17 protein-coding genes and 1 riboswitch are annotated in these 14,230 nt (G+C 38.3%); of the genes, 6 read left to right on the forward strand and 11 right to left on the reverse strand.

Annotated features, from left to right (window positions below):
• The first annotated feature begins 184 nt into the window (after positions 1 to 184).
• Both PO903_RS00875 and PO903_RS00880 read left to right on the forward strand, forming a co-directional pair.
• Entirely contained in the window at positions 185 to 559 is a 375-nt protein-coding gene (locus PO903_RS00875) for a cupin domain-containing protein (RefSeq protein WP_069326222.1), read from the forward strand.
• A gap of 43 nt (positions 560 to 602) precedes the next feature.
• A complete protein-coding gene (locus tag PO903_RS00880; RefSeq protein WP_273592388.1) occupies positions 603 to 785 on the forward strand; it encodes a hypothetical protein in 183 nt (60 codons plus the stop codon).
• Positions 786 to 932: 147 nt separating this feature from the next.
• On the opposite strand, the gene PO903_RS00885 is transcribed toward PO903_RS00880, so the two are convergent.
• Positions 933 to 1,295: a HesB/IscA family protein gene (locus PO903_RS00885; RefSeq protein ID WP_137223761.1), complete on the reverse strand. Its 363-nt coding sequence runs from the start codon at positions 1,293 to 1,295 to the stop codon at positions 933 to 935.
• Positions 1,296 to 1,751: 456 nt separating this feature from the next.
• Between PO903_RS00885 and mqnE the strand changes: the two genes are divergently transcribed.
• Complete coding sequence (gene mqnE / locus PO903_RS00890) at positions 1,752 to 2,858, forward strand: aminofutalosine synthase MqnE (RefSeq protein WP_069326219.1); 1,107 nt, start codon at positions 1,752 to 1,754, stop codon at positions 2,856 to 2,858.
• Positions 2,859 to 3,144: 286 nt separating this feature from the next.
• On the forward strand, positions 3,145 to 4,221 hold the full coding sequence (locus PO903_RS00895) for an NAD(P)/FAD-dependent oxidoreductase (protein WP_069326218.1): 1,077 nt from the start codon (positions 3,145 to 3,147) through the stop codon (positions 4,219 to 4,221).
• Positions 4,222 to 4,293: 72 nt separating this feature from the next.
• Here PO903_RS00895 and PO903_RS00900 read toward each other — a convergent pair whose 3' ends face one another.
• Positions 4,294 to 4,548 (reverse strand): YuzB family protein, encoded by a 255-nt coding sequence (locus PO903_RS00900; protein ID WP_273592389.1) that lies wholly within the window; start codon positions 4,546 to 4,548, stop codon positions 4,294 to 4,296.
• A gap of 175 nt (positions 4,549 to 4,723) precedes the next feature.
• On the opposite strand from PO903_RS00900, the gene PO903_RS00905 reads away from it, so the two are divergent.
• Entirely contained in the window at positions 4,724 to 4,969 is a 246-nt protein-coding gene (locus tag PO903_RS00905; RefSeq protein ID WP_069326216.1) for a NifU family protein, read from the forward strand.
• 141 nt (positions 4,970 to 5,110) lie between these two features.
• On the opposite strand, the gene PO903_RS00910 is transcribed toward PO903_RS00905, so the two are convergent.
• A complete protein-coding gene (locus tag PO903_RS00910; protein ID WP_137223763.1) occupies positions 5,111 to 5,881 on the reverse strand; it encodes an SDR family oxidoreductase in 771 nt (256 codons plus the stop codon).
• A 229-nt stretch (positions 5,882 to 6,110) separates the two neighbouring features.
• Between PO903_RS00910 and ybaK the strand changes: the two genes are divergently transcribed.
• The gene (ybaK, locus tag PO903_RS00915; RefSeq protein ID WP_273592390.1) at positions 6,111 to 6,620 is read left to right on the forward strand and encodes a Cys-tRNA(Pro) deacylase; all 510 of its coding nucleotides are present in this window, start codon (positions 6,111 to 6,113) and stop codon (positions 6,618 to 6,620) included.
• Between the two features lie 102 nt (positions 6,621 to 6,722).
• Here ybaK and PO903_RS00920 read toward each other — a convergent pair whose 3' ends face one another.
• From PO903_RS00920 to PO903_RS00955, 8 genes are all read right to left on the reverse strand, one after another.
• Positions 6,723 to 7,556: a MetQ/NlpA family ABC transporter substrate-binding protein gene (locus PO903_RS00920; protein ID WP_069326214.1), complete on the reverse strand. Its 834-nt coding sequence runs from the start codon at positions 7,554 to 7,556 to the stop codon at positions 6,723 to 6,725.
• 129 nt (positions 7,557 to 7,685) lie between these two features.
• Positions 7,686 to 8,354, reverse strand: coding sequence for a methionine ABC transporter permease (locus PO903_RS00925; RefSeq protein WP_069326213.1), 669 nt, complete (start codon positions 8,352 to 8,354; stop codon positions 7,686 to 7,688).
• On the reverse strand, positions 8,354 to 9,370 hold the full coding sequence (locus PO903_RS00930) for a methionine ABC transporter ATP-binding protein (RefSeq protein ID WP_069326212.1): 1,017 nt from the start codon (positions 9,368 to 9,370) through the stop codon (positions 8,354 to 8,356). Before PO903_RS00930 ends, PO903_RS00925 begins: the two co-directional genes overlap by 1 nt.
• A gap of 183 nt (positions 9,371 to 9,553) precedes the next feature.
• Positions 9,554 to 9,716, reverse strand: a riboswitch (SAM riboswitch).
• Positions 9,717 to 9,897: 181 nt separating this feature from the next.
• Positions 9,898 to 10,863: a COX15/CtaA family protein gene (locus PO903_RS00935; protein ID WP_069326211.1), complete on the reverse strand. Its 966-nt coding sequence runs from the start codon at positions 10,861 to 10,863 to the stop codon at positions 9,898 to 9,900.
• Between the two features lie 191 nt (positions 10,864 to 11,054).
• On the reverse strand, positions 11,055 to 11,381 hold the full coding sequence (locus PO903_RS00940; protein ID WP_069326210.1) for a DUF3139 domain-containing protein: 327 nt from the start codon (positions 11,379 to 11,381) through the stop codon (positions 11,055 to 11,057).
• 222 nt (positions 11,382 to 11,603) lie between these two features.
• Entirely contained in the window at positions 11,604 to 11,960 is a 357-nt protein-coding gene (locus tag PO903_RS00945; RefSeq protein ID WP_273592391.1) for a thioredoxin family protein, read from the reverse strand.
• Between the two features lie 13 nt (positions 11,961 to 11,973).
• Positions 11,974 to 13,593, reverse strand: coding sequence for a putative polysaccharide biosynthesis protein (locus tag PO903_RS00950; RefSeq protein ID WP_273592392.1), 1,620 nt, complete (start codon positions 13,591 to 13,593; stop codon positions 11,974 to 11,976).
• Positions 13,594 to 13,730: 137 nt separating this feature from the next.
• Positions 13,731 to 14,216, reverse strand: coding sequence for a DUF456 domain-containing protein (locus PO903_RS00955; protein ID WP_069326207.1), 486 nt, complete (start codon positions 14,214 to 14,216; stop codon positions 13,731 to 13,733).
• Between the last annotated feature and the right edge of the window lie 14 nt (positions 14,217 to 14,230).

Here is a 14,230-nt window from a genome sequence, read left to right on the forward strand (position 1 = left end):
TGAATTGCCTCCTTGTGTGTAGCCTGCCATCTGATCATGATGTGTAGGCTGTAAAACTATTGTAAAAGAGGCATGTGAACTTCTTATGAATAGTTGCTAAATAGATGTTAACGTTTCTTTTCATGTATAATTTATATACGATCTATCAATTCTATACATAACGATGCAGAATGGAGTGTTAACGATGTTAAACGTATTGAGCCCTACCAATATTGCAGAAGAATTAGCCAAAATTACAGAACACTGGTCGCCACGAGTGATCGGGCAAGTAAACGATCAATATGTCAAAGTGGCAAAAGTTAAAGGAGAACTGGTCTGGCATCAACATGATCATGAAGATGAATTATTTCTAGTTGTTTATGGAAAGGTTATTATTCGTCTACAAGATGCTGAAGATATCACTTTAGAAAAAGGAGAATTTTATGTTGTTCCCAAAGGAACGATGCATAACCCGTTCGCTGAAGAAGAATGTGGATTAGTCTTAATCGAGTCGGTAAGTACCAAGCATACTGGCGATGTAGAATCTCCGTTAACCAAGTCAATCGAAGATCAATTATAAGATCAATAAAGATATCTATACACACATCAAGGAGCTGTTGCATATGTGGAGTAAAGACGGAAGTATTGCACTGATTGGAACGTTTTTATCGATCATTGGCAATATCATGATCATTGCTGAACATCCTTATGGCAGAACTGTATTGCTTGTGAGTATTTATGTAATGATAGCAGGAATAATTTTCTTGATGATTCAGAAGTACCGTAAACGAAAAGTGAAAATGTAAATAACAAAAGCGAAGCCTATGAAGATTAGGTTTCGCTTTTTTTGTATCTATTGCTAGCTATACATCTTGTATACAAAAAAAGACCCTGAAATACGTAAATGTACGCTTTCAAGGTCTTCTCATTTAATGATTATTTACGAAATGATCTTAATCTTCGCAAGGTTGAGCCAATACTTCGTCTTCTTCGCGTGTACGGAAACTTGATCCGCAACCACAAGTTGCTACAGCATTTGGATTATGAATGGTAAATCCACCACTCATACCGGATTCTTCAAAATCCACTTCCAAACCGTTCAAGTATTTCAGGTCTTCTTTATCCACAACGACTTTCATCTCTTGAATAGTCATATATATATCTTTATCCGTTTCTTCGCTATCAAAGCCCATGGCATAAGAGAATCCACTGCAACCACCAGGGTTTACGCCAATACGTACGAATAGACCGGGTATGTCTTGATCTTCCATAATGCCTTTCATACGTGAAGCTGCTGAATCACTAATTGTAATCAATGATATCCCCTCCTTTTCTTTTTCATTATACTCTTCTGTTCCATTGCACTCAAGGCTTATTCATTATGCACAATCTCTCATTTTTTAAGTAATTGTATTGCCCGCGTTACATGAGAGGTTTATAATGGGTAAGTGAAGGATGACAGGAAATGTCGAAATTCTGTCAAAAACCAAACATCGTTACACCTTATGTGTCGTTGTAACTTTTTTCACATTAATTCTTCAAATCAGGTGACTATGTTATGTAATTTGTTGTATATTATATAGTATGCGTTCAAAGATGAAGTTATTTTGGCATTTTTATTGTTAGGATTGACAGCATATATGGTGTGCTTTTTTTAATTGCTATTATTCATTGACTCCTTATTGGTGTAAGACAATGACAAGCACGTCTTACAAGATTCGGACATCACAGAAGATAGACAGAAGTTTTAAGGAGAACAGGAGGAACCTAGCATGTCTACTATTATTACACCACAAACCGATACCCGTATGGCAGAAATTTTCCATAAAGTACGTACAGGTGAGCGTTTATCTATTGAAGATGGGGTATATCTATATGAGAGTGATGATATCCTCACCATCGGACAAATGGCAAATGAAGTGAACTTACGCAAAAATGGTAAAAAGGTTTATTTTATCGAAAATATGAGTCTGTATTTTACCAATGTATGTGAAGCTCATTGCGCATTTTGTAACTTCCGTAAAGACGAAGGCGAAGAAGGTTCATACACATTAAGTGGTCAGGAAATGGTTGATTATGTACAACAACATTACCATCCTGGCGTTCGTGAATTCCATATTGTAGGTGGACATAACAACAACGTACCTTTCCAATATTATGTTGATTCTCTTCAAGCGCTCAAAGAAGCTTTTCCAGAAGTGGTACTCAAAGCATATACAGCAGCTGAGATTGACTTCTTTACTCGGATCAGCGGATTGAATATTGAACAAGTACTCACAAAGCTACGTGAAGCAGGTTTGCAATCGTTGACCGGTGGTGGCGCAGAGATCTTATCTGATGAGTATCGTAAAAAAATGCGTGTCGACAAAGCAAACGTTGACCGTTATCTAGAAGTGCATCGTACTGCTCATAATATGGGTATGCGTACACACACCACCATGTTGTACGGTTCGATTGAAAGTTACGAAGACCGTGTACGTCATATGGTACAAATTCGTGAGTTGCAAGACGAAACGAATGGATTCCTTGTATTTATTCCATTGTCTATGCAACCGAAAAGTAAAAATGCAAGTATTATGCGTCGTAACTCGGCTTATGAAGATTTGAAAACAATCGCAATCAGTCGTCTGATGCTTGACAATATCGATCATATTAAAGCGTACTTTATCAATATTGGTACTCAATTGACTCAAATGGCTCTAACTTTTGGTGCTTCTGATGCTCACGGTACGATTATCAAAGAACGTATCAGTCATGCAGCAGGTGCTTTGACTCCAGAAGGTTTGACTCGTAAAGAGTTGATCTGGTTGATTAAAGGCGCAGGTCGTATTCCTGTAGAACGCGATACATTCTACAACGAAATTAAAGTATACGAATAGTCTTTAGATCTATTCAACATCTCATCATACCCCGGGCTTTACTTAATCATACAGTGGATTCGTTTTAGATATCCTATCGCTGTATCTTAGAAGTAAAGCCCGTTTATACGCCTGTAAGCTGGCAATATGTGGCTTTTTGGGCAAAAAAGGCATCACCCGGCTCACCGCTTTGCCTTCTCTGCGCCGGATGACTTGCCTCTATGTTTATGATTTTTGAAATCATTATGACTACGGGGATCATGTACGATTCTCATCTATTTATTATCTACCAGAAGGAGAAGATATCATGAAAAATTTAGTTATACTCGGTGCAGGTTACGGTGGCGTTACATTAGCCCACGAATTATTGGATCATAAGATTCCAGCAGACACACAGATTATTTTAGTAGATCGTATGCCTTTCCAGGGACTTAAAACAGAATATTATGCTTTAGCAGCAGGAACAGCTTCTGATCTTGAGTTGCGCGTTAAATTTCCTACACATGCCAAAATGACCACTAGATATGGTGATGTAACAGGCATTAATTTAGAAGATAAAGTGATTTCATTTGAAGATGGCGAACCGTTGAATTACGATCAAATGGTAATCGCTTTAGGTTGTACCGATAATTTCCATGGTGTACCCGGTGCTGCTGAATACACAAGTACTATTCAATCATTCACAGCTACTCGTGATACGTACTTAAAAATAAATAATTTACCTCCTCAAGCTACAGTGAATATTGTTGGCGGAGGATTAAGCGGAATAGAGATCGCGGCTGAAATTCGTGAAAGTCGTGAAGATTTGAATGTGCGCATTCTGGATCGTGGTGAGCGTCTATTGTCTTCATCTCCTCCACGCCTATCTAAATATGTAGAAGAATGGTTCCGTGAGCATAATGTAGAAGTACGTAACCATATCAATATTAGCCGTGTAGAAGGACATTGTGTCTATAACGGTGAGTCTGAGCGCATTTCAGCAGATGTAACGGTCTGGACAGCAGGTATTCGCCCTGTACCATTAATCGATGAGTTAAATGTCAATCAGGATAACTCTGGACGTGTCATTTTGGACGAGCTGTATCGTATTCCAGGTCGCCCGGAAGTATTTGTATGTGGAGATTGTGCTTCCCTCCCTTTCGCAGCTAGTGCACAAGCAGCAGAAGCTCAAGCAGAACAGATTGCTAATGTGATTGTAGCCGGTTGGAAAGGGGAACAACCGAAAGTGCAACCACTGAAACTTAAAGGAACTTTAGGAGCATTAGGTAAAAAATCCGGTTTTGGTACAGGATTTGGATTCGGTGGTAAAAGCTCTGTTACCGGTAAAGTGCCTCGTCTACTGAAAAGTGGCGTGCTCTGGATGTCCAAACATCATTTCGGTTAGAATCCTATCTTCGTGATTTCCTTTGTGATAATGAACTATTCATTGGTGCTTGAGCATAAAAAAAAGCTGATCTCAGTCTAAATCGAGATCAGCCCAAGCATCAGCTTCATTAACCTTTTCTAAAATTAACGTATATAGTGTATCCGCATCTTTCGATGCAACGATTTCTCCGTTGACTAAAGCATAAGGCATTGCATAACATTGACCACAATTGCCCAGACAACCGTATTCTATAATATCATAATCAGGATCTGCTTCTAATTTCTTCATTACCTGATCTGTACCGGTATGCATATTACTCTGGCAAAACTCTATAATCGGTCTCATATGTGTATTCCTCCAATCGTTGTACCTTGAACATCATACACTAAAATGTGTCTGAATATGCACCTATATTGTCATTTTTATAAAGAAATTTGAAATGAGTATAAAAATCATTGCGTAAATGCTGAAATTTTGGTGTATTTATACTATAATATAGTTACGAAAGGAGTTGAACAATATGAGTGAAAGTGTACAGGTTGAAATGTACGATGAAGTATTGGAAGTTCTGGACAAATTGCGTCCATTCTTGCAACGCGATGGCGGCGACGTTGAGTTGGTAGACGTTGAGGATGGTATCGTTAAGCTTAAGTTGATGGGAGCTTGCGGTAGTTGCCCAAGTTCGACAATCACGCTAAAAGCGGGTATCGAGCGCGCCCTTTTCGAAGAAGTTGAAGGTGTGCAAGAGGTTGTCCAAGTATTCTAATTCAGACTTTTTTATACAGAGGCAACGATTGATTGCCTTCGCTTCATAACAAAAAGCGTCTTGTCTTCCTTTGGGAAGCAGGACGCTTTTTTTGTGCTTATACATGTATTCACTTTTTACTGTAAGCCCTATCTATTCGGTTCATCCTTTGATATATGGACGAATCGGATCAAGTCCACCCGAGATATCCATGATATTACCTGTAATAAAGTCAGAATCGGAATGACATAGATAAGAAATAACACGCGAAATGTCTTCTCCACTACCCGGTCGACCTCGCGGCGTTTCTTCATCAACAAGATGTAGGACATCGGCGATCCGTTTTTCTTTGTTATCCCCACGAATATCACCCGGACAGATCATATTAACAGTAATCGCATTTTCTGCTTCTTCTACAGCCAATGTTTTGGTAAACGAAACCAATCCTACTTTGGCTGCGGCATATACAGCACGATGAGGCCATGATCTCGATTCAGCCGCATGTCCAAAACCAAAATGAATAATGCGTCCCCATTTCTGCTGACGCATATGAGGTAATACACGGTGATCTAGCAACATCGCACCGATCAGATTTCCTTGCATTAACGACATGATTTCTGCACGCTCATAATCAGCAAATAGACGGCGTTCCCGGATAAAAGGGCCTGCGTTATTGACTAAAATATCAATACCGCCCAGCTGTTGTTCCACTTCGTCTACAAGGCGATCTATATCGGCTTCAAGCGAAATATCAGCTTGTACAACAATACAGCGTACTCCCATTTTTTCAATACGAGACTGTAAATGTATAGCTTCTTCATGACTATTCATATAATTTAGAGCGATATCACAGCCTTGACCCGCTAGCGTAAGCGCCGTCATTTTACCTAATCCTTTGGCACTGCCTGTAATCAGGGCAATTTTACGATCCAAAAAAGTTCCTCCTCTAGAACATCTATTACATCTTTTCGATTGTTATGATCTTTTATAATGGTATACGTTGGAATCATAGCTTTTGGATGATACCCATTCTTATATAGTGTACAGACCCTAACCTATAGATGTCAAAAGGTTCAGTACATCAAGCTTTGCCCCACTCTACGAAATCTCAAAAGATCGTTTATAATAGTAGTATTCAGCTTATGAAGTAGGAGGTATTTGAATGAATACAAGTAAGACCAATGCGATGCGCATTTTAGACAAAGCCCATATTCCATACACCATTATTGAATATGATAATAAAGACGGCAAAATTCACGGTAATGCGGTTGCCGTCAAAATCAATAAGCCACCTGAAATGGTGTTTAAAACCTTAGTGACTCAAAGTAAAGATAACTTATTTATTTTTGTTATTCCGGTTGGCGCTGAATTAGATCTTAAAAAGGCAGCCAAAGCAGCTGGAGAAAAGAAATTAGAGTTATTGCCTGTGAATGAGTTGCAGAAATGGACAGGTTATATTCGAGGAGGCTGTTCTCCAGTAGGTATGAAGAAATTGTATCCTACCTTTATCGATCAAGATGCGATGTCACTTGAAACGATGATCGTTAGCGCAGGCAAAATAGGCATGCAAGTAGAGCTTTCTCCATCACAACTTGTGGAAGTGACACGTGCGATATCTACATCTTTAGTTCATGATACGGAGAACGTAGACGATCATGGAGATACGATATAAGTTTTTTTTACAATAAATATACATTTCTAAAAATACAAAAAAGAGCCTAACTTCTGGAGTGAAGTTAAGCTCTTTCTGTATACTTTCAGTGAGGATATGGACTTAAAATGCTGGAATAACAGCACCGTTGTACGTATCTTCAATGAATTTTTTTGTATCATCAGATGTTAAAGCTTTTTTCAATTTTTCGATAGCCGCATCGTTTTGGTTATCTTCACGAGTTACCAAGTAGTTAGCATAAGGTGCGCTACTTGTTTCTGTCAACAATGCTGTTTTAGGATCGATTTTAGCTTCTAATACATAGTTCATGTTGATCATACCCAAGTCCACTTGACCCAATTGTCGAGTGATAAAAGCTGCATCCATCGGTGTGAATTTAAAGTTTTTTGGATTCGATGTGATATCTTTGACAGAAGAAGTGATGTTTGTTTTGTCTTTCAATTCAATCAATCCGTTGTTCGCAAGCAAAATCAAAGCACGTGCTCCATTGGATACTTCGTTAGGAATAGCGATATTTGCGCCATCTGGCAATTCATCGATAGATTTATACTTTGTAGAATAGGCACCAAAAGGTTCGATGTGTACAGGTTGTACTGCTTTAAGTGTCATACCACGTGATTTATTTTGTTCTTCAAGGTAAGGCAATGTTTGAAAATAGTTAGCATCTAGTTGTTTACCGTTCAATTGAACGTTAGGTTGGATATAATCTGTAAATTCAACAACTTGTAAATTAACGCCTTCTTTAGCAAGTGCAGGTTGAATATGCTTTAAGATTTCAGCATGAGGTACAGCTGTAGCACCGACTTTCAATGTCACTGCCTCTGCTCCACCTTCAGTGGTTCCTGTAGCTGCTGTGTTATCAGCGGCTTTATTACCACAAGCCGATATAATAGCTACCAACATAATACTTAGTACAATTAGAGTCCATTTTTTCATCTTCTCTACCCCTTTATTGGTTTGGTATTTTAATTCATGCTATTGATATGCTGAATATCTTATTGTTGTCGATCTGACTATCTGAATATTCAGCAGAATTACCACATATAGACGATTCTTTATCTACGTTTATCTTCTAGAGAAATGAACCACTAGACGATCGCCAAGCATTTGTAGAATCTGAACAATAATGACCATGATGACTACAGCCACTAACATAATCGCCGTATCATAGCGATAATAACCATAGTTGATCGCAAGTGTTCCGAGTCCTCCAGCACCAATCATTCCTGCCATCGCTGTATTTGATACTAGAGCAACAACAGTCACTGTCAATCCAGCAAGTAGTCCTGGCATAGCTTCGCGTACAAGTACACGTGTGACGATCTGCCAGAGAGAAGCTCCCATAGCATTGGCTGCTTCAATCACGCCACGATCTACTTCGCGCAGTGCTGTCTCCACCAATCTGGCAAAAAACGGGGCAGCGGCAATGACTAACGGTGGAATCGTTCCCAGTACTCCGATTGTTGTACCTACTAGAATTTGCGTTAATGGTAATATGGCTACGATCAAAATGATAAACGGAACCGAGCGCAAAATATTAACGATAAATGCAATCACCGCATAGAAATAACGTACCCATGCTACCGTAGAACGTCCTGTAATAAATAGTAATATACCTAGAGGCAATCCTAAAATTAAAGTAAATAACCCGGAAGCACCTACCATTTTGAGTGTATCTAGCGTTGCTGTACCGAATTCATTCCAATCGATTTGTGAAAAATCCAATTCACCCATCAGTTGATCACCTCCACATCCAGACCTTCAGCAGTCAATCCATCGAGTGTACGCTTAATGTCTCCTTCTGTTCCTTCAAAGCGAACAATCAGTTGTCCATAAGGTACATTTTTTAATGTTGAAATCGTTCCTTGCAAAATAGCAAAATCGACACCTGTGTGACGTACCGTTTGCGAAAGAATCGATTGATACGTTTTGTCACCTAAAAATGAAACTTTAACAGTTAAAGAATTGGGAACATTTGGTGCTGTCCAAGATGTGTTCAATAGTTCAGCATTATTGGATTCATTTAAAATAAAATCACGTGTCACTTCATGCTGTGGCTTCAAAAAAACGTCAGTGACAGGACCCTGTTCTACAATCCCACCACGATGAATAACAGCTACTTTATCGCAGATGCTCTGAATCACATGCATTTCATGTGTAATCAAAATGATTGTTAAATTAAACCGCTCATTGATATCAACTAACAATTTGAGAATCGAATTGGTGGTCTGAGGATCAAGTGCCGAAGTAGCTTCATCACAAAGTAATACATCAGGGTCACTTGCTAGTGAACGGGCAATTCCTACACGTTGTTTCTGTCCGCCAGATAATTGCGCAGGATATTTATTTGCATGATTCTCAAGTCCAACCAGAGCTAATAATTCTTTCACTTTTTCTTTAATTTTACGTTCTGGTGTTTTGACCAAGCGTAAAGGAAAAGCGATATTCTCATACACCGTTGCCGAAGATAATAGATTGAAATGCTGAAAAATCATTCCTATTTTACGTCGTCTCACTTGCAACCGTGCTTTGTTAAGCTTGGTCATATCAACGCCATCGATCCATACTTCACCGGAAGTTGGACGTTCGAGTAAGTTGATACATCGGATTAACGTACTTTTACCTGCACCCGAATGTCCAATCACACCGAAAATCTCACCTTTTTCGATCTTCAAATCGATACCGCTTAACGCAGGACTTAGATTTTTACCTTTGCCATACGTTTTAGTTATATTTTTTAACTCAATCACAGATGGGTGCTCCTTCCTTCTATCTCTTCATTCCTCAAGCGATATTACATTAATCATATATAAACCATCGAATAAGTCGGATATATTTTCATTATAATATATGTCGGTATTCGCTTCTCTCTTCTTTATACAAAAAAAGAACCCTTTCGCAGAAAAGGGTTCTCTATTATTAGAGATACTTCCTTCTCATCTGCCAAAATCACATTGCATTGACTGCACATGCCATTTTGAAGGAATTAGCACCATGACATTTTGGAAAATAGATTGCTACATTCACTGCAATCTATTTTCTAAAATCGGTTGCCGGGTTTCATCGGGCCAGTCCCTCCACCACTCTCGATAAGAAAATATGAAAAATTCGAATGAAAATGAAAATCTTTTCTCAGTATATTGAACTTCACACGCTTTGTCAAAGCAAAAATAAACATTTCCTAAGGAAATTAGAAATATTTTATTATTTAATAAAGTCGTTATACACAATCAGTATTGATTTTAAAGTATCCAGAAGCATATTAATAGTGTTGCTTTTATAGATCCTGTCCTATTTTACCACGTGTACCACGGCTTAATTGCCACACCCGTACACTCATATAACATAACACACCGAACAAAATCTGAATCAATAGCGTATGCAACATACTGGAGAAGAAATACCATTCAGGTACTTTCATCGTTACAATATTCAACATTCCGCTTAGAATCTGCATAATAATAAAGACGATAGCTGTTACACCTAGCTTACGAATACCCGGATTATACGGATGACGACGGTAAGCATAGTGTGCTAGAACCGCAATTACGATTAACAGACTATATGCTGCTACACGATGGAAAAAGGCTACAGCTACCCCGCCGGATAATTCCGGTAAGATTGAACCGTTACACAGTAGTACTCCTGAACAACCACCTCTAGAATCGGTATGAGTTACAAAAGCGCCTGTATACACTACCATATACGTATAGATCGTAGCAAACCACGTCAGATTACGCATCCCTTTACTCACCGGTGGTTCATCAGGAATCGGTAAATCTCCTTTTTGCTGATCCATCCGTCTTGCTCCAAGTGCCATCATCGACGAACTTGCAAAAGCAATCATCGCAAATCCAAAGTGGAGCGCCATAATAGGAGCAGATTGTGAGAATACAACAGCCAATGCGCCCATTACTGCTTGAACTAACACAAATAGTAATGTTAATGATGCATATACTTTAAGCTCACGATGCTTATTAAAAAAGATAAATCCGATAAAAGAAAATAATGCTGTTAAGCCCGCCAAAGCACTAATTGCCCGATGCGAATACTCGATAAGTGAAGAAATCGTATACGCTGGTACAAATTTGCCATGACATAGCGGCCATTCTGTTCCGCAACCGAGCCCTGAACCTGATTTCGTTACTACAAGTCCCCCCATTGTTGCTAAAAACATAACAACACAGGTGACAAAGCTCAACCATTTTAGATGTGTAGTTGTTATTCTGAACTTTCTTGCCATTTAGAGAATCACCCGCTATTTTATAATAGTGACATTGTTTATAGTCACTATCTATTATAACGAATCACCAGTAATTACTACCGCATCCTTTGTGACAAAAAATGATCAATATCTACACAATACTATGTAACTAACTTTTATAGATATAATGTGTTCTATCTAAGATAGAATTATAGACTATTCATGTTATTTTACTTGATGAGATGCTTGGAAGTATTTCCACTATATCCTTCTTGAGCAATATGCCCATCTTTAAAAATAGCATAAGAATATGTGGTGTTAGGTTCATCTTTAAAAACTACATTAGCACCATAAGGCGCATTGGATGATGTAAATGAATATGTACCTTCAACTTTTTCAATGTTGTATCCTTTATCATAAACTAAATAAGCTTCAATTTTTTGTCCTGCTTCTTTTTTTGTAAAAGGATTGCCATGTAAACCTAAATAAACAGCGGCTACTCCAACAATAACAATTACTATTAAAAAACTGGTAATAATCATTCCTTTTTTTGACATGATATCCACCTCCTGAATGTATCGTAACAAATGAAAAGTCAGGTAAGCAAATATTGACATAATTTATAAACCAGTTCGCACTAAAAATCAATATACAGTCAAAATAAAAAGACGTACAACGATAGCTGTTCAAAGCATATCTTTGTACGTCTTTACTTATAAATATAGATGTACTTATAGCAACATATAGTTATTATATATTTCTATTTCAACAAAATCTTTTTATTCTGCTGTTGTTGTAGCCAATGTCTCATACACAGCGACAGCACGATCTAGAAATTGTTCAATTTCCTCACGAGATTTGCGTGCTTTGTTAACGAAACGGACTAGTTCTTTGCCATTCGCATACGCGACAAAGCTAGGGATACCAAGGATATTCTGTTCTTGGCTCACATCACCTGTTGCTTCTACATCCACTTCAACAAGCGTTAGACGATCCGCATATTTACTTTCTACTTCAGGCATAAATGGATCAATATATCGGCAATCTCCACACCAGTCTGCTTTAAATACAGCAACAGTTAATTGAGAAGAATGAGTGACAGTTATAAAATCTTCTTTGCTATTAATCATTTGCATAATGATATTCCTCCTAATTCTTTTGTAGACGCATTAATGGACGGAAAACTTTTCGTAATACTTTAGGGTATGAATCCAATTCATTGGCTTTAACCACTCTTAGTAAAACAAGCATGACTGGATATACCAATAGTATCGCTATTCCTACCATACAACAACCGATAAAAAATGCAACTCGATCATTCATATAACCTGTTAATAAAATACCTACTTGGTTAAGCAATAGACCGATTCCGCCAAGCACTACTACAGTGACGATAAATCCGATCCAACGGTTGCCTAATACAGAGAAAGTCACAATTTGGCGTAATGAACGAATATTCATCCATGTAATCGTAATAAAACATAATGCTGTTCCTGCAATAATACCGTAGATTCCAATAAACGGAGCCAATGCAAAACTAACAATTAATTTGACAACAATACCGATCATGACATGTACCATTGATTGATTTGCTTTATTAATACCGATTAACATTGAATTGGTCGTCATCATCGTAATCTGGAAAATTGTCCCCATTGTCAAAGCAGCAATAATGCCTGCTCCTTCTTGAGTACTAAATAATAATCCATTTACCGAATACGCTGCTGTACTAAAAATTAACACAATTGGCACACCTGTAAGTACAGAAATTCGTAATGCTAATGTAATTTGATTTTTCAAATGTTCCATTTTGCGACTAGCAAACGCAGCTGAAATAATAGGGATCAGCGATTGACTCAGTGCAATCGCTAGAATCGGTGGAATACCTGCTACACTTTGTGCTCTAGCTCCCAAAATCGCCAGCACATTGGTAGCCATAGCATCTCCTAATTGTCCAATCAATAAAGGTTTTACTAATATACTATCGATAAAATAAACGGCTGGAATCGTCAATGAAGATAGAACGATAGGAATCGATAATTTGAAAATATCACCATAGATTTGTGTTAATGGAATAACAGCATGATCTTTATCTGATCTAGCATCGATACCTTCTAATTTATCTTGTTTACGCATTTTGAAAGCATAATAGATCATTACTGCAAACGCACCTATACTCCCGAGCACACTACCAAAAGAAGCACCGGCAGAAGCTTCTACACCACCATACCCTAATTGTAAAATAATATAGGCTAACAAAATGGCTGTAAACACGCGCGCGATCTGCTCAACAATTTGAGAAATACCGCCTGCAATCATTAAGTTACGTCCCTGAAAATATCCGCGCATCATTGCAATCATTGGGAATAATAATAATGATGGAGCAATGGCTCGAATAGCTAAAATCGCTTCAGGTACTTTAGAGCTGTACACAGCAAAAAATGGTGCGAAAATATACAATCCTACTGTCATAATGACACCAATCACACCTGCAAATAACAACGCTGCAAAGTAAATGCGTTGTGCTTCCGCAGGTCTACCTAGCGCATAACGCTCAGATACCATTTTACTCAGTGTACTTGGAATACCTGCTGTTGCTACAGCAAGTAACATCAAGTATAAATTGTTAGCTACCGTAAATGATGCATTACCTGTTACACCTAACATATGCTCTAACGGTACACGTTGTACCAAACCCAGTACACGTGCAATTAAAGCAGCTGCTGCCAAAATCACGGTTCCTCTGACAAATGACTCTGTTTTAGACAAAACGGCTCCCCTTTTCTCACGCCCGATCTCAACCATACCAAAAAACCGGAAGGCTGAAAGGCCTTCCGGTCTTGGGCTTTTTCAACAACCTCTATTATAGACAACCTATAGTCATCTAAGCAATGCGGGTTATTTTTTTAAAATACAAAAATCCAGAGAAAGAAGATAACGATCATCGCTACTTGTAAAATAATCTTCACAACCATGCTAGTGAATAATCCAAGCATCGTGCCCCATGCAGCTTTGAGCGATTGCTGAAAATCTTTACCTGAAATCAACTCACCGAGAATTGCACCGATCAATGGACCCAAAATCAGACCAAAAGCAGGAATAACAAACGGTCCAACAATCAATCCAATCGTTGATAAAATGACGGTGAGCTTGGTTCCTCCAAACTTCTTAGTTCCATAAGCACCGACGACGTAATCGGCTACAAACAGCACAATCACAATTAACGTCTGAATAATCCAGAACCAGACATTATATTCAGCGAATGAGAAAAACCATCCGTACACGAAAAATCCGAAATAAATAGCTAATGCGCCAGGTAATACAGGATAAACCGCTCCTGCGATCCCGACTAAAAATAAAATAATGACTAAACTCCAACCGAGAATTTCCATCGGTATGGTTCACT

It is taken from the genome of Paenibacillus sp. PK4536 (assembly GCF_028594455.2).
GTDB classification, from domain to species: Bacteria; Bacillota; Bacilli; order Paenibacillales; family Paenibacillaceae; genus Saccharibacillus; species Saccharibacillus nuruki.

Excerpts from the sequence above, each read along its gene's own strand:
- PO903_RS00875 (WP_069326222.1), top strand. The coding sequence starts at position 185 with ATGTTAAACGTATTGAGCCCTACCAATATTGCAGAAGAATTAGCCAAA.
- PO903_RS00880 (WP_273592388.1), top strand. The coding sequence starts at position 603 with ATGTGGAGTAAAGACGGAAGTATTGCACTGATTGGAACGTTTTTATCG.
- mqnE (WP_069326219.1), top strand. The coding sequence starts at position 1,752 with ATGTCTACTATTATTACACCACAAACCGATACCCGTATGGCAGAAATT.
- PO903_RS00895 (WP_069326218.1), top strand. The coding sequence starts at position 3,145 with ATGAAAAATTTAGTTATACTCGGTGCAGGTTACGGTGGCGTTACATTA.
- PO903_RS00900 (WP_273592389.1), bottom strand. The coding sequence starts at position 4,548 with ATGAGACCGATTATAGAGTTTTGCCAGAGTAATATGCATACCGGTACA.
- PO903_RS00905 (WP_069326216.1), top strand. The coding sequence starts at position 4,724 with ATGAGTGAAAGTGTACAGGTTGAAATGTACGATGAAGTATTGGAAGTT.
- ybaK (WP_273592390.1), top strand. The coding sequence starts at position 6,111 with ATGAATACAAGTAAGACCAATGCGATGCGCATTTTAGACAAAGCCCAT.
- PO903_RS00920 (WP_069326214.1), bottom strand. The coding sequence starts at position 7,556 with ATGAAAAAATGGACTCTAATTGTACTAAGTATTATGTTGGTAGCTATT.
- PO903_RS00925 (WP_069326213.1), bottom strand. The coding sequence starts at position 8,354 with ATGGGTGAATTGGATTTTTCACAAATCGATTGGAATGAATTCGGTACA.
- PO903_RS00935 (WP_069326211.1), bottom strand. The coding sequence starts at position 10,863 with ATGGCAAGAAAGTTCAGAATAACAACTACACATCTAAAATGGTTGAGC.
- PO903_RS00940 (WP_069326210.1), bottom strand. The coding sequence starts at position 11,381 with ATGTCAAAAAAAGGAATGATTATTACCAGTTTTTTAATAGTAATTGTT.
- PO903_RS00945 (WP_273592391.1), bottom strand. The coding sequence starts at position 11,960 with ATGCAAATGATTAATAGCAAAGAAGATTTTATAACTGTCACTCATTCT.
- PO903_RS00955 (WP_069326207.1), bottom strand. The coding sequence starts at position 14,216 with ATGGAAATTCTCGGTTGGAGTTTAGTCATTATTTTATTTTTAGTCGGG.